The sequence below is a fragment of the Parapedobacter indicus genome (assembly GCF_900113765.1).
GTDB classification, from domain to species: domain Bacteria; phylum Bacteroidota; class Bacteroidia; order Sphingobacteriales; family Sphingobacteriaceae; genus Parapedobacter; species Parapedobacter indicus.
This window is the reverse complement of the sequence record NZ_FOQO01000016.1, coordinates 34,465-51,271: the sequence shown is the minus strand read 5'-3', so window position 1 is coordinate 51,271 and position 16,807 is coordinate 34,465. Positions and strand designations below refer to the sequence as shown.

Genomic DNA, 16,807 nt, shown 5'->3' with positions numbered 1-16,807 from the left:
AGGAAATAAGTCCATTGCTATTTTAACTGTAGCGATTTTAATTTTAAACCAACATATTTTTATCATGATTAACGAAGACGAATTCGACCTTTACGAACCTCAAATGCCACAAGAAGCATTTCATTTAGAGTTGGATCTTTTTGATGTCGGCGACTATTATAATCTCTTGTTTATTCCCTGTAACGACGTTTTTATTGTCGTATCAAACAACGAACATTTCACGACGATGGTGAAAAATGGTGAAGGTGCCGATGCTTGGGAACAACGTGATGGGCAGGTGGAGGATGAAGTTTTTGAAAAACTGGCCATTGCTTTAGGTGAATACATCGATAATCAATAAGAGAAGAACTTTCCTTCGAAAGTACGGCCTCTTATTGCAAAGTATTTCGGGAAGTTTGAACCACATAAGGGGAAAAACTGACACTTCGACAAGCTATATCCCGACCTACCTTTGTGATATCATTTTTCAATTGATAAATAATTTTAAAAACGAAAAAGTAAAATGGAAAAAACATTCGAAATCCTGAAAAGAGAAGAAGTCTCTTCAAAAAACCAGCAAATATTCGACCAGCTAAAAAAAGCAATGGGGGCTGTTCCCAACCTCTATTCCACATTGGCTTATTCTGAAAACGCATTGGAAGCCTATATGAACCTTGAAAACAGCAAGACTTCCCTAACCCGGAAAGAAGCAGAGGCGGCGACATTGGTGGTGAGCGAAGTGAATAATTGTGTGTATTGCCTAAGTGCCCATACGATGGTTGCGAAACTAAACGGTTTTACCGAAGAACAGACCCTTGAGATCAGAGGTGGAAGTGCGGGTTTTGACAAAAAACTGGATGCACTGGTAAAGCTCGCCAAACAACTTTCGGAAAAAAGGAATCCGGGCGATGGCACCTTGGTAGCTGCCTTTTTTGAAGCCGGTTATACAAAAGAAAATCTCATTGATTTGATCGTTCACATCGGTGACCGGACTATCAGTAACATACTGCACGCTGTTACTCAGGTACCAAATGAATTTCCATTGGCAAAGCGTATCAATTAGCAGGTGTATTAAAGATATTATGGAACTAAAAAACAAAAAGGTATTAATTACCGGTGGCAGCGCTGGAATAGGCAAAGCAATTGCCAAAGAACTCATCCAGCATGGCGTAAGGGATATAGCCGTTGTAGGCAGAAAGAAGGAGCCCTTAGAGATGTTAAAAGCTGAGTTGAAATCAGCTGACCTCGTTACTATACAAGCTGACCTCTCAGTTACTGAAGACATAAACAACGTGGTGTCAGCGATATCACAAGAATGGGGAATGCTGGACATATTAATTAATAGTGCGGGTGTTGTCAGCGCCGGTTTGTTGACCGAGCAAAGCGATGAAGATATTATTGGTCAGGTAAATATCAATTTCACAGGACTTGTGCTATTGACAAAGAAATTAACCAGCCTTTTACAGAAAAGCGACGAAGGAGCAATCGTCAATATATCCTCGGGATACGGATACATCGCTATGCCATTTTATAGTGTATACGCTGCAACTAAGGCTGCGGTGGCACAGTTCTCCGATGCTATGAGAAGGGAACTTTATCAATATCCTATACATGTTATGACGGTCTATCCGTCAGCAACTGATACGGGTATGATGAAGACAGCAGTAGTAGACAAAATGGATAGCCCTGAAGACGTAGCAAAAGCGACTGTTGCGGGTTTAATTCAGGAACAGATTAATGTAATCATAGGTGGCGAGAAAATGGAAGAACAAGTAAAGTTGAATTTTTTAGAGCCCAAAAAAATCGATCAAATTGCTGCCGATAATTTTGAAGTCCTGAGAAAGCGGACCAAGAATCATCGTTCCATGTAGCATAGTTTCTATACAGGCAAAAGAAAACACTTGAAGGCTATGCTTTATATATATATCAAATGGACAAAATACTTTCAGAAATTAGAAATTGTACGGTTTGCCAAAAGTTTTTACCTAACCTTCCTCGACCGATCATTCAAGCGAGCAGTGTTTCAAAAATCGTAATAATAGGTCAGGCTCCAGGTCAAAAGGTTCAGGACAGCGGCATTCCGTGGGATGATGCCAGCGGTAATAATTTAAGGGAATGGCTGGGAGTAGATAAGCAAACATTTTATAATGACAAGGTCTTTGCCCTCATGCCGATGGGCTTTTGTTTTCCGGGTACCGGAAAATCAGGCGACCTGCCCCCAAGACCGGAATGTGCGCCCTTATGGCATCAGCAGGTTTTAAAATCAATGACAGGGATAAAACTGACCTTACTAATTGGACAATATGCCCAGAAATACTACTTGAAAAACAGTGCTAAAGAGACCTTAACAGAAACGGTGAAGAATTATGAAGCATACTTGCCAAATTTTATCCCCTTGCCACACCCATCTCCCCGGAACAATATATGGCAAAGGAAAAACGAGTGGTTTAAGGAAAATCTGATATGTGTGTTACAGCAAAAGATTAAATCACTTGGAATTTACAACGTTAACCAGTAGGACGATGTTGAAGACTACGTATCTATTGTGATAAATGTCATTGTACAAGTTCTAAGACGAACATAATTTTATTTGAATTAAGCGAGGAACATCATGTTAGGATCAGGTGCTTTCCGACATCAACACAGAAAATTTTTATCATATACCAAAGCTTGCAATACGTTTAATGAAAAGTAGTAAAACATGGCACGAACAACATGAATCCGATTGCAGTCCAGGGGATCGCATCGCAGATAAAGTGACAAACGTCCTGGGCTCATGGAAGTTTATTATTATTCAGACTGCAGCCGTTCTAACGTGGGCTGGAATTAATTTAATCGCATTTTTCTCGCATTGGGACCCTTTTCCGTTCGTTCTTCTTAATCTACTTTTTTCGGTACAATCAGCATACGCTGCACCTATCATTATGATGGCTCAAAATCGTCAGAGTGCGCGAGACAGGATTCAGGCATATGATGACTACAGGACCAACCTTGAAGCAAAAGAGGAAATCGAAGAATTGCAGGTAAGACTTAGTAGGATTGAAACTGATAAACTGGATAAAATCATCACCATTTTGCAGGACATCAAGGTAGAACGAGGGCATTCTACGAAATAGCGTTTAATAAGGAAATGATATTGTGATAAATGTCATTGGGTATACGCCTGAGGGAACATAGTTTTGCGTAAAGTAATGAATTTTAATTTTTTCTTATGAAACCAAATATCGGAATAAGTGAAGAACATCTGGCTGAAATTAGTCAAGTTCTTTCTCATATCCTTGCGGATGAATTTGTATTGTATACCAAAACACGTAATGCACATTGGAATATTGAGGGACCGAACTTCCATGCTATGCATATCATGTTCGAATCACAATATACTGAGCTCGCTGACATCATCGATAACGTTGCAGAACGGATGAGGACCTTAGGACATTATGCTCCCGCCACCTTAAAACAGATTCTGCAATTAACACACCTCACAGAACAGACAAGGGAGAAAAACGACAGTACCGGTTTCATAAGGGAATTGTTGAGCGACCACGAAAGTATTACTATCAATATCAGAACGCAAATTAACCGCTTAGCGGAGCGTTTGAAGGACGTTGGCACCAGTGACTATTTAACTGGCCTGACCGAATACCACGAAAAGACGGCTTGGATGCTCCGTTCGCATTTAATTTAGGTCTTAGGTATGATGACGTAGGTGATGTTTTGAAAACTATCAATCTTCCACTATAATTTAAAAAACATGAAGTTAAGATTTCTTTCCCCCACTAATCATGGCATTGTTGACTACCTTGCTGCGGTTGCATTAATTGTCTCACCATTTGTATTACAGCTGGGCAGCAGTAATCCGTTGGCGCCGTGGATATCAGTGATTACAGGCGTGCTTGTCATTGTCGTCAGTATGGCAACAAATTACCGCTATGGGGCATTTAAAATAATTCCATTCGGTGGACATCTAACACTTGACCTGTTGGTTGCGACCCTATTTATGCTCGTACCTTCTCTTTTTGGTTTTGCCGGTCTGGATGCGGCGTATTATTATATCAATGCAGTGGTTGTATATCTGGTTGTGGCGGTTACTGCAAGTGAAGGTCGTTCGACTGGTCGATAAAGAGTAGTCATTATCTAATTGAAAATAAATAGTTGCCCAATTTTCAGAAAATCTAAATGCAAAAGATGGTAACCCAACTATTTTAAGTTGGGTTACTCTGGTGAAAAGTATTTACACGACAAGAAATTATAGTTTTGACAAATCAATATCTTGGTTTTGAGTATTCGGCGGACGAATTAAAGAAGTATTTTAGTGGAGCATCAGGCTTCTTTAGCATTATGCTTGGAAATGGAGAAATTTATTAATCATCATCCTGAAGATCCCAAAGATTTTCGAGCTTGGCTGGACCAAAATGACGTAATCGATGTCCAATTACAGGCAAGATGGACTATATTGGAATCATAACCACGATGAGACCCGGCGACGCCTTTAACATCAATTTATCCAATAATGATTATTATTTTAAACCGAATGTGACAAGTGCCTGTTTCCATACATCAATGGCACCTGCCATTTCAGTTTCATCTAAAGAACAATAGCCTATGCGTATGAAGTTGTCGGGCTGGATTATATTTGGTTGAAAAAAGTAATTACTGCCATCGCTGATCTTTAATCCCAACTTTGATGCTTTTCGGGCAACTGCTTTGGCACTAATATCTTTCCTGTATTTCGCCCAAATGGCCAATCCCCCATTGGGCCGCTCAAACGTTAAATAAGGCCCGAGTTGCTCCTGAAGTAATCGGCAGGAGTTTTCCAAACGCTGCTCGTAAAGTTTATGCGATTTTTTTAAGTGCCGCGAGATATCCCCGGTACGTAAAAGTTCTGCTAACGATTCTTCCAATAACTGTTCACCCTGACGGTCTATTAATTTACGGATTGCTGCGGCTTCATTTATGACCACTTCAGGTGCAACCATAAAGCCGATTCGGATCCCGGGTGCGATACTTTTGCAGAAGGATCCGACATAAATGATATGCGATCCACTATCCAAGCTTGCTAAAGGCAGCAGCGGGTTGCTTGAAAAATGATAATCGAAATCATAATCATCTTCGAGCACTGCAAATCTATATTTATGGGCAAGGTTCATCAGTCGCATGCGCCGCTCCGCGCACAGCGTAACCGTGGTGGGTCGATGGTGATGGGGAATAATATAAACAAGTTTCGGCGTTTGCTTCGTTAGACACAATTGCTCGATCCGATCGATGTCCATCCCGTCTTTATCGACAGGGATAAATGTTAGGTGGGCCCCCAGTAGATTAAAAACCTGATTTGCTGCATGATACCCTGGGTCCGGCACAAATACGCTGTCTCCGGGCCGAATCAGCACTTGTGCGGTTAAATAGATTGCCATCTGCGTCCCTTTTGTGATGAGTATTTCTTTTTCAGAAACCTGCATACCTCTGGTTCTGTTTAAGAAATTGGCAAGTTCAACCCTAAGGTGGTACGAACCATGCTCCGGACCATACATCATCAAATGGTTTGCCAAATGGCTCTTTCCATATCTTCTGTATTCGCGAATCAATTCTTCAATAGGAGCAATTCTGGGATCAGGAAAACCATCATCGATTCGATACAGTGGAGCCGGAATTCCCGCCGCATTGATTTCCACGTCTGTACTTGTCCGTATAGCTATATCGGCAGATCGACTTATCAGTGGATAAGCCGGTTGTCGGCTTCGTATCAATTTTTCGCTATTTTGACTAATCCTACGTGCAGCAGTATCGGGCAGGTTGCCGGAAACGTAAACCCCGCTTCTGTCGCGGATCTCCACCCAACCTTGCGCGTTCAATTCTTCGTAGGTCTTCACCACGGTTTTACGATTAATCCGGAGACTTTGTGCAAGTTCGCGTGAAGGCGGAAGCACTTGTCCCGGTTTTAAGATGCCTCGACAAATCAACTGAATAATTTCAGATTCCAATTGGAGGTACAAAGGGCTGTGTTGCCCGTCTTTTTTAAACGTAATTTGAAGAAGCTTTCTAATCATAATTGGACCCCAATCTATTTTAGAATTGGCCCACTAAGGTAACCAAAATAACTTCTAATTTTATATCCATATCGAAAGACACTGTAATAATCATAAAAAGGAAGGGTATTATGAAAGCGATTATTGTAACTGATGAGTCAGCAGGAATAGCTGGCATGAAATTAATGGAACGGCCTGAGCCGCAACCAGCGATTAATGATGTTATCGTTCAGGTTTACGCAACGAGTATGACAGGCGACGAGCTATCGTGGCCATCCACCTGGACTGATCGTGCCGGTCATGACCGGTCGTTTTCGATTCCGGGGCACGAGTTAGCCGGTGTGGTTACAGCACTCGGCTACGGAACAACAGGCTTGTCAGTAGGTCAACGGGTGTTTGGCCTTACGGATTGGCATCGTGACGGTACACTTGCGGAATATGTGGCCGTCGAGGCACGCAACCTTGCGCCGCTACCTGCTGATGTGGATTTTACGGTTGGCGCAGCTCTCGTGATGCCTGGACTAACGGCATGGCAAGGTTTATTTGATCATGGACACCTTCGGGCTGGACAGACCGTCCTTGTACACGGTGCCGCTGGCATTGTAGGGTCAATGGCGACCCAACTCGCCCGTGCGGCTGGCGCCTATGTTATCGGAACCGGACGTGGGGACGGCCGTCAGGCAGCACTCGATTTCGGCGCACACGAGTATGTGGATCTCGAGAACGAAAAGCTACAGGATGTCAAAGAAGTCGATTTGGTGTTTGATGTATTTGGTGGAGATATCGTCAGTCAATCCGCACGTCTCATTCGACCAGGAGGAATGCTGGTAACCATTGCGGGTCCAACCGAGGCCAGACCTGCTAACGGATCGGCAATTGATTTTGTGGTCGAAGCGATTCCAAACCAATTGAGTGAAGTCGTACAGCGGTTCCGAGAGGGACGTCTGAAGACACACATCGGCAATATATCTTCCTTCGATGACGCCATAGCTGCCTTCAATTCGCCTAATCGCGTCAAAGGAAAAAAGATTATTAGCATTCGCTCTTAAGTTCTTTGCCCGTTGCAGCCACGTACTGCAACCCATAGAAGATGTTGGATTTCTTTGAACGAGTTAAGGAATGGAGTATGTACCGTCAGATTTAGGGATGAGCGTACTCCATTATTCATTTTGTTTGCAGAAATGATTTTCAAGATTGCTAACTTCAAAGGATAAATTGTCTTTAAACAAATGAAATTGAAACATTATGGTGAAACAATGACTGAACAAACGATAATAGAATTAGTAAACCCCGAAACAAACATTTTGGCGTTTAAGCTGATAAAGCTTAACGATGATAGCTATTTTAAAAGCCTGGAAAGCTATAACTGTTATAAAGTAATCCTGATCAGAAAAGGGAAAGGTAAAATAGCATTTGATAACGCCATGTATGAGTTTTCCGACAATTGCTTAATTAGATTTCCAATTTACCAGCCTTTTCAAATTGAAGCCGATGGTCCGCTTGACGGTATACTATTACAATTCCATCCAGACTTTTTTTGGAACCACAAATACGACATGGAAATAGCGAGTAAACAGGTGTTGTTTACTGGTATCGGCGAAAAACCCTCTATAAAAATAACGAAAGCTGAAATGGGTCAGCTACTGCTCCCATTGGACAATCTTATTTCAGAACTCCACAATAACGACTTAGGTCGATACGATATAACGATCTCCTGGGTAAAAATATTTATGGTTTATGCCTCACGGATGAAATTGAAAAAAGGTGTCGTATATGTCGAAGCACTATCGACCGTTTACTACACGTTTCGAAAATTAACCAATGCCATCGAGCAACACTTTCAGCGAAACCATCGACCAGCAGATTACGCAAAATTATTGAATATCACCGTTAAAACATTGAATCGTGCGGCTAAACATCAATTGGGAAAGACCGTAAGCGATATGATTTCAGATCGTATTATAACTCAGGCTAAGCATGAGCTATACCTAAGTGACAAGCCGATAAAACAAGTTGCTGTCGAACTGGGATTTCATGATATATCGTACTTCAGCCGCTTCTTCAGAGTACGAATGGATATGTCTCCTGAAGCGTATCGTAAATCAGTCAGAGAAGACGCCGATTAATTAGGATTTGCACAAATGTGCAAATCCCAATTGGATGCCCGTTTGATTCCTTTGTTGCCGGAAAAAGCATAAGACAGGGCCTCGACGCTTAATCGATACGCCTGACCAAAATGGTCTTTTTTTACTATGCTTTGTCCTTTCTGTCCCTTTCTAAGCCTTGCCACATGTATTAATTTTAGGGTCTTAAATCAGATTCTATGAGAGTAAATATTGATCGAAATATAGTGTATGGTTTTGTTACGCGAACGAGCAGCACACTTCGGGGGATTATTTATTTGAATCTATCAATCATTTCTGTTAATGCCTGAGGATATATTCAATTTCTTTGAAAATTATATTAGAACTTACGAGCTATTCTCTGATGGGGAAATCGCAACTATTAAGTCCCTCGCAATACCGAAACAACTTAAAAAGAGGCAATTTTTGCTACGTCAAGGCAGTGTATGCAGATATCACACGTTGGTATGCAGTGGTTGTATCCGATCATATCGGATAGATGATGAAGGCTGTGAACACATCATAGGTCTTTCACCTTCGGGTCATTGGGTAAACGACCCTGTTAGCCTGCTAAGTGGTTCTCCCTCAAATGAGTTTATCGATGCGCTGGAAGACAGCACTGTTATACAGCTCTCAACAAATAGTTTTAAAACGCTTTTGGAAAATATACCCAATTTTAAAGAGCTAAACAATAGGATTATTACGAATGATTGCGATGTCTGCCGCGACCGGATATTCATGATGCTCAGCCTCCAGGCAGAAGATAGGTACCGCGAGTTCATCCGCAATTTTCCTAAATTACATGAACGTATTCCGATATATATGATCGCTTCCTACCTCGGGGTATCAAGGGAAACATTAACGAGGATACGCAGCAATATGCTTGATCTCTGATACTTTTAGGCAGGTATCGAATTTCAAAGCGAAAGCGCCTCAAGTAGTCTTTTCACGAAGATAAAAAAAGCCAAAACCTATATAATAGATTGCAGTCTGAAAAACTATGTAAGAGTTTCAGTATCTGTGACATTTATCAATGTTTGCTTAGACCAGAGTCTTTACTTTAGTACTTTATTAAGCACGATTACGGCTTTATTACACGAATGTATTTATAAGGCATTAAACTTATTGGTAGTGTCAGGCTTGAAGGATATAGCCCAACATCTATTCCAATGTAGTAGTCCTGTTTTATCTGCTTGTATTTTAGCTATACAATGAAGAATAATAAACATTTAGAATATAATTTTTTATAAAAAAGCAACATCAATGAAAGCAATTTACAATGATCAAGTGATCGCGGAAAGTGACAATACCGTTATTGTTGAGGGCAACCATTATTTTCCATCAGATTCTGTTAAAAAGGAGTTTTTAACACCATCCAATACGCATACGACCTGTGCCTGGAAAGGTGTAGCATCTTATTATAATGTCGTGGTTAACGGAGAAACAGCAACTGATGCAGCATGGTATTACCCTGACCCCTCCACATTAGCAGAAGGTATAAAGGGGCATCTCGCATTTTGGAATGGAGTAGAGGTAATTAAGTAACATGATGGTGTCTGCATTGTACGATACTACCATCGGTAGAAATTCAATCAAAATGTTTAAAGCATTAAAAATATGAGTAAAAAGATAGCCGAGCAGCTCGTCGACATGTTGGTAGAGAATGGTATTAAAAGGATATATGCTGTTACCGGAGATAGCCTAAACGAACTGAATGATGCTGTTCGACGTAATGGGAAAATAAAATGGATTCATGTGCGTCACGAAGAGGCTGGCGCTTACGCTGCAACCGCAGAGGCAAAGCTTAACGGAATTGCCTGTTGTGCCGGTAGCTCAGGACCCGGGCATGTACACCTTGTTAACGGTCTTTACGATGCACATCGTTCCGGAGCCTCCGTGATAGCGATTGCTGCAACAATAAACACTCGTGAATTCGGCACCGACTATCACCAGGAAACAAACACGATAAAACTTTTTGATGATTGCAGCTGCTATAACCAGGTAATTCAAACACCCGCTCAGGCTCCACGCATGATACAGGCAGCCATTCAGCATGCCATTCACCAGCGGGGTGTAGCGGTAATCGGCTTGCCCGGTGATATCGCTGCTGAACCTGCACAGGAAAGTGTCACCTCAATGCACAATTACAGCTCCGTTACGCTAATGCGTCCTATTGATGAAGAATTACAAAAGGCAGCGGCTCTATTGAATAGGTGTCCAAAAGTCTCCATCTTTTGCGGGATTGGTGCGGTCCATGCGCGTGAAGAAATCATACGTCTTGCGAAAACCTTAAGAGCGCCTGTAGGTTATACATTCCCTGCAAAACCCGGCATACAGCCTGACAATCCCTATGAAGTTGGCATGACCGGGCTATTGGGACTACCTTCTGCCTACCATGCCATGCATGAATCGGATGTGGTTTTACTCTTGGGTACAGACTTCCCTTATACACCTTTCATGCCAACCAAAAGCAAGCTGATCCAGATAGATGATAAACCGGAGAAATTGGGGCGAAGGGCCAAACTGGAACTTGGGTTGACAGGAGATGTTAAGGATACATTAATAGCATTGCTTCCCTACATAACGGATAAAACCGATGATAGCTTTCTTCGCGCACAACTGACATTGTACGGTCATGTAAAAAAACACCTGAATACTTATGTGGAAGATCCGGGTACACCAGATCACATACAGCCCGAATTTGCTGCCCATACAATCAATAAATTGGTATCCGATGAAGCTGTATTTACGATGGACACGGGTATGTGTTGCGTATGGGCAGCCCGGTATATTGATGGTGCCAGAGGACGCCGATTTCTTGGATCGTTCAATCATGGTTCTATGGCGAATGCGATGCCCATGGCTATTGGCGCTGCTTTGGCACAACCGGAAAAGGAGATTATCGCTCTCTGCGGTGATGGTGGACTAACCATGTTGCTCGGTGATCTGGTAACCATCAAACAATACAATTTGCCTATCAAGATTATTGTATTTAACAATCGGTCGTTGGGAATGGTAAAACTTGAAATGGAAGTCCAGGGCCTCGTTGATAATGAAACCAATCTTGTTAATCCTGACTTCGCGCTGATTGGAACCGCTATGGGTTTTAAATCCGTAACCATTAATAGTCACCAGTCCCTTTATGACGATCTTTCCGAAGCGTTGGAACATAACGGTCCTGTTATCATAGATATCAAGACAAATCCGCATGCACTGGCGATGCCCCCCAAAGTTGAATGGGAGCAATTGAAAGGCTTTACGTTGTCAGTAGGAAAAATGATGTTAAGTGGTCGAATGGATGAAGCTATGCAAACGCTAAAATCGAATTATAAACATTTAAAGGAAATCATCTAATTTATAAGATGAATTTTTTAAGGACAAGAGGCATTAAAAAAATGCCTATTCCAACAAATACAGGTATTGAACGGCAATCACAATACATAATAAATTATAATGGAATACATAGCTAAGAACCTATGGGTTCTGATTCTCGTACTCATCAGTTGTCAAGGTAATGCACAACAAAACAAAACAATTATGAATAAGACAGACAATCCCTATTACTCCCGTACAGACACGACACACCTCCATGTAAGTAATGCAGAATGGAAAAAAATACTGCCACATGATCTTTATATTGTAGCAAGGGAGCAAGGAACGGAACGCGCATTTACCGGCGAATATTGGGACAGTGAAACTAAAGGCACCTATTATTGTGCAGTGTGCGGTAACCGGTTGTTCCGCTCTGATGCCAAATTTGCAAGTACCTGTGGATGGCCAAGTTTTTTTGAACCGGATCGAGAAAACGCCGTCATTTATAAAGAAGACAACTCTCTGGGAATGCATCGAATAGAGGTAGAATGCGGTCGTTGTAACTCGCACTTGGGGCATATTTTCAATGACGGTCCGCCTCCAACGCATAAAAGGTATTGCATGAACTCTATTTCATTGGATTTTGAACCGGGCCTGTCGTTAAAATAGATTTTGTCCTGATTTTTCTTGGGAAACAAAATATGAAACGACAGTTGTTCTAAACAAAATGAGTCCTATTATTACCCAAAAGGTCCATGATAATATCGGGCTGCATACTACCGTTGGGGATCAAAGTAGGGCGAGCAACCGATTGGTATTCTAAATTTAATTCTATGTCAAAGACAATTTTGATAACAGGCAGTGGTTCAGGTTATGGCAAGTTAATCGCCAAAGCTTTATCTGAAGAGGGGCATGGAGTAATTGCAACAATGGAAATTACAGATGATAAGAGCCGGGAAGCGGCCGATGAACTTCGTTCTACCCCCAACATAGAGGTGATAAATATAGATTTGAACAGCGAAAAATCTATAGCAGAGAATGTGGGGAAAATCATTCATAAATATGGTGCAATTGATATATTGGTTAACGATGCGGAAGTTGCGAGTATGGGCCTGCTTGAAGCTAATTCCATCACTCAAATAAAGAGCATATTTGACATCGGCCTATTTAATGTGATAAGGATGATACAGGCTGTATTGCCGGATATGCGAAAAAATAAATCGGGAACAATCCTAAATATCTGTTGCGGACCGGCCCTGTTTTCATTGCCATTTTTAATACCTCAAACGCTGTCAAAAATCGGTATCATAGCACTATCGGAAGGATTACAAGCTGAATTGAGGCATGAAGGCATTGACTGTTTCTCTGTTTTAGTTGATGGTTGTTTGTCTGAATCGTTCAACGATAATTTGGTAGGCGCTGACTTGCCGGAGGTTACTGAAACTTATGAAATTGCATCCAAAAAAGTGTTAAACAAGCTGAAACACTCAATTTACAAACTCGAACCAACGGAGGAAAATCGTCAGCGTATAGTCTACGACATCATTAACACATTTAACATGAATAATCAAACCAGAATGGGACAGGTAATCATTGACAAAAATGATGATCCTATTGTTCGTGAACTGCTTGAAAGGAGGATCGAGTTAAAAAACAAATGGTTAGAACAAATCGGTATGGAGATATAGTCCAATAAGACAAACCATTTTTTTAGCTCCACTCTAATCGCTTTCTTTCTTTCCAATAGTCTGAGCTTTCTATGCCGAAAGCACTTAATTGTTTCATTTCAGACGATGATAGCTTAAATTGATTGGCTTTTAAATTTGACACCAGATGATCATTGTCGTTGGTTCCGCTTAAAACCAATGCCTTGGGAAAGCTTTCCATACAATATTGCATCGCAACGGCATCAATACCTACATGATATTTTGCGGCCAAAGTATTCATAAAAACGTAAAGCACGTTATACTCAGGATATTGTTTATTAGGGATTAATCTTCCATTTGCCATCGTTTCTTTAATTATCAAACGGCCTTCTAAATGATCAAGCTCATTTTTAAATTTTTTAATGCTTTGCTCTAAAATGTTGAACGTACATTGAAATGATTGGAAGAGTTGTTCTCCCTCAATGAATATATCCATTGCTTTTTGTAAAACTTCTACCTGATTATCTCCCGTGGTTGACAAACCAATATGGATTTTATGTGATTTTTTGATCGAATGTAATCGGCTTAGCACTTCGGAATTTTCCAATACCCTACTTTCCAGTGTCGCTGAATGAATTTGATAGATTTTCAGATAGGGCAATAATTTCCGGGAAACCGTCCACTGTTCTATCAGCTTATCTATGGAATGCTCTTTTACCTCGTGTTCCGTTGCGTTGGGGTCGAAGTCGGCAACATAGGTATATCCCCATTTAGTAGATACAGTTATCGAGGGATCTTTTTTTTCTTTTAGCCAATCGATGAGTAATGATTCGGCTATACCATAACCAGGTGATGTATCAAAATGCCTTATCCCATTTTGATAGGCGTTTTCAATGGCTAATTTTCCTTTTTCTTTAAAATTCTTCAAAGAAAAAGATTCGTTGGATTCCTCGTGTTTTATATTGATATATTGTGGCCTACCAATGGCAGCCATACCAAGACCTATTCTGTTTTGTTCAAGCATTGTCCGAAATTAACAAATTGGGTTCTAAGATTTGCCTTCGTTATGAAGAGACCTTGCGGCTAATAGACCTTCACCCGTGAATTTAACTGAAAGAATTGTTCCGAACCGACACATCCTGCGGTCCTTTTGAAATTAGGCAAAATCATAAACAAAGTTATGGTTCTGATGGCAAAAAGAGAAGGGTTAATAAGAATAGAGGTTTGCACCACTTTAGAAGGTAAGAAACAATGATATACTATCGGATGTTAACGAATTCAATTTGTCTTATAAAAACGCAACAAATACGTAACGGAAGAAAATTTTGTGATTCGAAAAATTGTTTATATATTGCCTATGTAAGTCAGAAACGACGTTTTGACTCCGTAGCTCAGCTGGTAGAGCAACAGACTCTTAATCAGTGGGTCGAGAGTTCGAGCCTCTCCGGGGTCACCGGTTTTAAAAGCCCTTTTTTCACAAAAAGGGCTTTTTCCTTACTCAGATGTACGTTTAACTGCGGAGATACTTTAGCCGGTTAAGCATGCAAAACAATTCCACCAGGGAAACGTTGCCTAAATATGGATAAGCGCATAAACAAGATTAACCTACCCTTTACCGTTCAGTTCACAGACCCGGTTACGGGTAAATCCTGTGTGGCGTCCATACATCACGAAACGGAAACGTTCGACGTCGATCTCGGAGCGGTACAGATCAGCCTGATTAACAATGGCGATAACTCCTGGAGTTCAGTGGAGAATTCGCTCGATCAAGAAACTATTAATGAGATCGGAATGGCAATCGAGGCACATTACACCATGCTGAAACCGTAACACGGACTGAACGCCAGCGCTTTTTTGTCGCCCCGGAATCAATTGTTTATATGAAACTCGTTCAAGTATTTGTACCGTTAACAGACAACGATGGTAATCGCTTTTCGGAAAGTTACTTTGAAACGCTGAAATCGGATCTCAATGAAAAATTCGGCGGTGTAACGGTCTATAAACAAATGCCGATAGAAGGATTTTGGAAAGAAACAGAAAAAAAGACGGAAAAAGATGTGCTGGCAATTTTTGAAGTCTTAGTCGATGTAATGGATACGCCATATTGGAAACAGCTGAAAGTACAACTCGAAACTAATTTTAGACAGAAAGATTTACTGATTCGATATTGGGAAGTAATGATGATTTAAAATGCCGAAGATCGCGGCAATCTCTCTTTTTCAAACAATATCCATTATTCTTTGTGAACAAATTAACAGATAACACGAAAGATGAAAAAATGGGCAACCGAAATCATGGCTGTTGACCCCATAAACGGTAAGTTAAAAACCTATGGTGGACCGCATATTGATGCGCCAACATGGGAAGAAGCGACGCTTTTCTGTCAAACGAATGGATTGGGGTATTGCAAGGTCGTCGGACAACTGATCGCTGAAGTTGATACGGTTACCGGAATGAAAATAGACTACGACAACCTGAATTGAAAGAAATTTTTACCATATTTAGCGCCTGAACAATTATTTCTCGATGAAACTCGCCACTTATAATGTAAACAGCATCAATGCACGGCTCCCCATCGTATTGCGTTGGCTGGAGGAGTGCCAGCCAGACGTTGTGTGTCTTCAGGAATTAAAAGCAATACAGGAAAATTTTCCTGCTGAAGCTTTGAAGGATGCAGGCTACGACGCTATTTGGCATGGCCAAAAGAGCTGGAATGGGGTCGCCATTCTCTCACGAATTGGACAGCCAGAGGAGATTTGCCGTGCGCTTCCGGGAGATCCCGAAGATACACATAGCCGCTATATCGAAGCAAAGGTCAATGAAATAGTGATCGGCTGTCTGTATCTTCCCAATGGCAATCCGGCTCCCGGGCCGAAGTTTGATTATAAGCTCCGTTGGCTGGACCGCCTTATCGACCACAGTCAGTCGCTTCTCGAACAAGGTTCCCCGGTAATATTAACGGGCGACTTCAATGTGATCCCCACGGAATCGGACGTATACAAACCCGAACGTTGGGTGGACGATGCACTTTTCCGTACGGAAACCCGCGAGTCCTTCCGTCGGTTGGTTGCTCAAGGATGGACCGATGCGCTGAGAAAATTACATCCCGATGAAACCATTTACACTTTTTGGGACTATTTCCGCAATGCATTCAGTCGTAATGCCGGACTTCGCATCGACCATTTCCTACTCAGCCCTGCAGTTGTACCAAGGCTTCGTGCTACAGGGGTGGATCGACATGTGCGAGGGTGGGAAAAAACCAGTGATCATGCGCCCGTCTGGATCGAAATTGATTGAAGATAGCTCAGAATTTTCCAAAAATTCAAACATCTGTTTGCACAAATGGTTTGCTCTTTTGAACGGTAGCCGATACGTTAAGCGGTTGCCGAAGAAGTGTAATGAGATGGCACAAAAGAAGAAGACTGATACCGGTAGAAAATGGTCTGCCAAGGTGACTGAAAAAAGCGACGCCCTAGATCTGGAGCAAAATATCTTTGAAGCAAAAGACCCGAAAAAAATTGCGCAGTCGTTGAAACATTCGGCCGAACGGAGTGACCGCAAGAAATCGGCACCGTTTCGTTCAGCAATGTCCATGCTAACGTTCTATATTAACCGTGCCGGAAAAAATCTGGATAAAAAGCAAAAGGATAGATTGGAACGCGCAAAGGATGAACTGCGGAAAGCGTTCGGCAGAGAACCGCAACACTCGTAAAAAGGTTTTTTG

Annotated in this window: 21 protein-coding genes and 1 tRNA gene; 20 read left to right on the top strand and 2 right to left on the bottom strand. The window is 41.6% G+C overall.

Going from position 1 to position 16,807, the window contains the following annotated elements; genetic code table 11:
• The first annotated feature begins 64 nt into the window (after positions 1-64).
• The 7 genes from BMZ56_RS24580 (at position 65) to BMZ56_RS24550 (ending at position 4,099) form a co-directional block, all read left to right on the top strand.
• The gene (locus BMZ56_RS24580; RefSeq protein WP_090632348.1) at positions 65-340 is read left to right on the top strand and encodes a hypothetical protein; all 276 of its coding nucleotides are present in this window, start codon (positions 65-67) and stop codon (positions 338-340) included.
• 162 nt (positions 341-502) lie between these two features.
• Entirely contained in the window at positions 503-1,042 is a 540-nt protein-coding gene (locus BMZ56_RS24575) for a carboxymuconolactone decarboxylase family protein (RefSeq protein ID WP_090632347.1), read from the top strand.
• 19 nt (positions 1,043-1,061) lie between these two features.
• Positions 1,062-1,850 (top strand): SDR family NAD(P)-dependent oxidoreductase, encoded by a 789-nt coding sequence (locus BMZ56_RS24570; protein WP_090632344.1) that lies wholly within the window; start codon positions 1,062-1,064, stop codon positions 1,848-1,850.
• A 59-nt stretch (positions 1,851-1,909) separates the two neighbouring features.
• Positions 1,910-2,497 (top strand): uracil-DNA glycosylase family protein, encoded by a 588-nt coding sequence (locus BMZ56_RS24565; protein ID WP_090632342.1) that lies wholly within the window; start codon positions 1,910-1,912, stop codon positions 2,495-2,497.
• A 166-nt stretch (positions 2,498-2,663) separates the two neighbouring features.
• Entirely contained in the window at positions 2,664-3,095 is a 432-nt protein-coding gene (locus BMZ56_RS24560; protein WP_090632339.1) for a DUF1003 domain-containing protein, read from the top strand.
• 95 nt (positions 3,096-3,190) lie between these two features.
• Complete coding sequence (locus BMZ56_RS24555) at positions 3,191-3,664, top strand: Dps family protein (RefSeq protein WP_090632337.1); 474 nt, start codon at positions 3,191-3,193, stop codon at positions 3,662-3,664.
• A 66-nt stretch (positions 3,665-3,730) separates the two neighbouring features.
• Positions 3,731-4,099, top strand: coding sequence for an SPW repeat domain-containing protein (locus BMZ56_RS24550; RefSeq protein WP_090632334.1), 369 nt, complete (start codon positions 3,731-3,733; stop codon positions 4,097-4,099).
• Positions 4,100-4,496: 397 nt separating this feature from the next.
• Here BMZ56_RS24550 and pdxR read toward each other — a convergent pair whose 3' ends face one another.
• Positions 4,497-6,023: a MocR-like pyridoxine biosynthesis transcription factor PdxR gene (gene pdxR / locus BMZ56_RS24545; protein ID WP_090632332.1), complete on the bottom strand. Its 1,527-nt coding sequence runs from the start codon at positions 6,021-6,023 to the stop codon at positions 4,497-4,499.
• 110 nt (positions 6,024-6,133) lie between these two features.
• Here pdxR and BMZ56_RS24540 point away from each other — a divergent pair, with 110 nt between their 5' ends.
• The 7 genes from BMZ56_RS24540 (at position 6,134) to BMZ56_RS24510 (ending at position 13,125) form a co-directional block, all read left to right on the top strand.
• Entirely contained in the window at positions 6,134-7,051 is a 918-nt protein-coding gene (locus BMZ56_RS24540) for an NADP-dependent oxidoreductase (protein ID WP_090632329.1), read from the top strand.
• A gap of 180 nt (positions 7,052-7,231) precedes the next feature.
• Positions 7,232-8,128, top strand: a complete 897-nt coding sequence (locus BMZ56_RS24535; RefSeq protein WP_090632327.1) for an AraC family transcriptional regulator — start codon at positions 7,232-7,234, stop codon at positions 8,126-8,128.
• A gap of 300 nt (positions 8,129-8,428) precedes the next feature.
• Positions 8,429-9,019, top strand: coding sequence for a Crp/Fnr family transcriptional regulator (locus tag BMZ56_RS26210; RefSeq protein WP_090632325.1), 591 nt, complete (start codon positions 8,429-8,431; stop codon positions 9,017-9,019).
• Positions 9,020-9,388: 369 nt separating this feature from the next.
• Positions 9,389-9,670 carry a DUF427 domain-containing protein gene (locus tag BMZ56_RS24525; protein WP_090632322.1) on the top strand — a complete coding sequence of 94 codons (282 nt, stop codon included), beginning with the start codon at positions 9,389-9,391 and terminating at the stop codon, positions 9,668-9,670.
• A gap of 72 nt (positions 9,671-9,742) precedes the next feature.
• Complete coding sequence (locus BMZ56_RS24520) at positions 9,743-11,479, top strand: thiamine pyrophosphate-dependent enzyme (RefSeq protein WP_090632320.1); 1,737 nt, start codon at positions 9,743-9,745, stop codon at positions 11,477-11,479.
• Between the two features lie 183 nt (positions 11,480-11,662).
• Complete coding sequence (msrB, locus tag BMZ56_RS24515) at positions 11,663-12,106, top strand: peptide-methionine (R)-S-oxide reductase MsrB (RefSeq protein WP_245893396.1); 444 nt, start codon at positions 11,663-11,665, stop codon at positions 12,104-12,106.
• A 164-nt stretch (positions 12,107-12,270) separates the two neighbouring features.
• Positions 12,271-13,125: an SDR family NAD(P)-dependent oxidoreductase gene (locus BMZ56_RS24510; protein ID WP_177195299.1), complete on the top strand. Its 855-nt coding sequence runs from the start codon at positions 12,271-12,273 to the stop codon at positions 13,123-13,125.
• 22 nt (positions 13,126-13,147) lie between these two features.
• On the opposite strand, the gene BMZ56_RS24505 is transcribed toward BMZ56_RS24510, so the two are convergent.
• Positions 13,148-14,107: an aldo/keto reductase gene (locus tag BMZ56_RS24505; protein WP_090632314.1), complete on the bottom strand. Its 960-nt coding sequence runs from the start codon at positions 14,105-14,107 to the stop codon at positions 13,148-13,150.
• Between the two features lie 356 nt (positions 14,108-14,463).
• On the opposite strand from BMZ56_RS24505, the gene BMZ56_RS24500 reads away from it, so the two are divergent.
• From BMZ56_RS24500 to BMZ56_RS24475, 6 genes are all read left to right on the top strand, one after another.
• A tRNA-Lys gene (locus BMZ56_RS24500) sits at positions 14,464-14,536 on the top strand.
• Positions 14,537-14,661: 125 nt separating this feature from the next.
• On the top strand, positions 14,662-14,913 hold the full coding sequence (locus tag BMZ56_RS24495; RefSeq protein ID WP_090632311.1) for a hypothetical protein: 252 nt from the start codon (positions 14,662-14,664) through the stop codon (positions 14,911-14,913).
• 50 nt (positions 14,914-14,963) lie between these two features.
• A complete protein-coding gene (locus BMZ56_RS24490; protein ID WP_090632310.1) occupies positions 14,964-15,272 on the top strand; it encodes a hypothetical protein in 309 nt (102 codons plus the stop codon).
• 81 nt (positions 15,273-15,353) lie between these two features.
• On the top strand, positions 15,354-15,566 hold the full coding sequence (locus tag BMZ56_RS24485; protein WP_090632307.1) for a hypothetical protein: 213 nt from the start codon (positions 15,354-15,356) through the stop codon (positions 15,564-15,566).
• Positions 15,567-15,609: 43 nt separating this feature from the next.
• Positions 15,610-16,380 (top strand): exodeoxyribonuclease III, encoded by a 771-nt coding sequence (gene xth / locus BMZ56_RS24480; RefSeq protein ID WP_090632304.1) that lies wholly within the window; start codon positions 15,610-15,612, stop codon positions 16,378-16,380.
• A 106-nt stretch (positions 16,381-16,486) separates the two neighbouring features.
• Positions 16,487-16,795 carry a DUF3175 domain-containing protein gene (locus BMZ56_RS24475; protein ID WP_090632302.1) on the top strand — a complete coding sequence of 103 codons (309 nt, stop codon included), beginning with the start codon at positions 16,487-16,489 and terminating at the stop codon, positions 16,793-16,795.
• Positions 16,796-16,807 lie beyond the last annotated feature (12 nt).

What these genes read in the sequence shown, in the direction of transcription:
- BMZ56_RS24475 (WP_090632302.1), top strand. Translation starts at nt 16,487, where the DNA reads ATGGCACAAAAGAAGAAGACTGATACCGGTAGAAAATGGTCTGCCAAG.
- BMZ56_RS24510 (WP_177195299.1), top strand. Translation starts at nt 12,271, where the DNA reads ATGTCAAAGACAATTTTGATAACAGGCAGTGGTTCAGGTTATGGCAAG.
- xth (WP_090632304.1), top strand. Translation starts at nt 15,610, where the DNA reads ATGAAACTCGCCACTTATAATGTAAACAGCATCAATGCACGGCTCCCC.
- BMZ56_RS24525 (WP_090632322.1), top strand. Translation starts at nt 9,389, where the DNA reads ATGAAAGCAATTTACAATGATCAAGTGATCGCGGAAAGTGACAATACC.
- pdxR (WP_090632332.1), bottom strand. Translation starts at nt 6,023, where the DNA reads ATGATTAGAAAGCTTCTTCAAATTACGTTTAAAAAAGACGGGCAACAC.
- BMZ56_RS24535 (WP_090632327.1), top strand. Translation starts at nt 7,232, where the DNA reads ATGAAATTGAAACATTATGGTGAAACAATGACTGAACAAACGATAATA.
- BMZ56_RS24505 (WP_090632314.1), bottom strand. Translation starts at nt 14,107, where the DNA reads ATGCTTGAACAAAACAGAATAGGTCTTGGTATGGCTGCCATTGGTAGG.
- msrB (WP_245893396.1), top strand. Translation starts at nt 11,663, where the DNA reads ATGAATAAGACAGACAATCCCTATTACTCCCGTACAGACACGACACAC.
- BMZ56_RS24565 (WP_090632342.1), top strand. Translation starts at nt 1,910, where the DNA reads ATGGACAAAATACTTTCAGAAATTAGAAATTGTACGGTTTGCCAAAAG.
- BMZ56_RS24570 (WP_090632344.1), top strand. Translation starts at nt 1,062, where the DNA reads ATGGAACTAAAAAACAAAAAGGTATTAATTACCGGTGGCAGCGCTGGA.
- BMZ56_RS24520 (WP_090632320.1), top strand. Translation starts at nt 9,743, where the DNA reads ATGAGTAAAAAGATAGCCGAGCAGCTCGTCGACATGTTGGTAGAGAAT.
- BMZ56_RS24490 (WP_090632310.1), top strand. Translation starts at nt 14,964, where the DNA reads ATGAAACTCGTTCAAGTATTTGTACCGTTAACAGACAACGATGGTAAT.
- BMZ56_RS24540 (WP_090632329.1), top strand. Translation starts at nt 6,134, where the DNA reads ATGAAAGCGATTATTGTAACTGATGAGTCAGCAGGAATAGCTGGCATG.
- BMZ56_RS24575 (WP_090632347.1), top strand. Translation starts at nt 503, where the DNA reads ATGGAAAAAACATTCGAAATCCTGAAAAGAGAAGAAGTCTCTTCAAAA.
- BMZ56_RS26210 (WP_090632325.1), top strand. Translation starts at nt 8,429, where the DNA reads ATGCCTGAGGATATATTCAATTTCTTTGAAAATTATATTAGAACTTAC.
- BMZ56_RS24560 (WP_090632339.1), top strand. Translation starts at nt 2,664, where the DNA reads ATGAAAAGTAGTAAAACATGGCACGAACAACATGAATCCGATTGCAGT.
- BMZ56_RS24495 (WP_090632311.1), top strand. Translation starts at nt 14,662, where the DNA reads ATGGATAAGCGCATAAACAAGATTAACCTACCCTTTACCGTTCAGTTC.
- BMZ56_RS24580 (WP_090632348.1), top strand. Translation starts at nt 65, where the DNA reads ATGATTAACGAAGACGAATTCGACCTTTACGAACCTCAAATGCCACAA.
- BMZ56_RS24550 (WP_090632334.1), top strand. Translation starts at nt 3,731, where the DNA reads ATGAAGTTAAGATTTCTTTCCCCCACTAATCATGGCATTGTTGACTAC.
- BMZ56_RS24485 (WP_090632307.1), top strand. Translation starts at nt 15,354, where the DNA reads ATGAAAAAATGGGCAACCGAAATCATGGCTGTTGACCCCATAAACGGT.
- BMZ56_RS24555 (WP_090632337.1), top strand. Translation starts at nt 3,191, where the DNA reads ATGAAACCAAATATCGGAATAAGTGAAGAACATCTGGCTGAAATTAGT.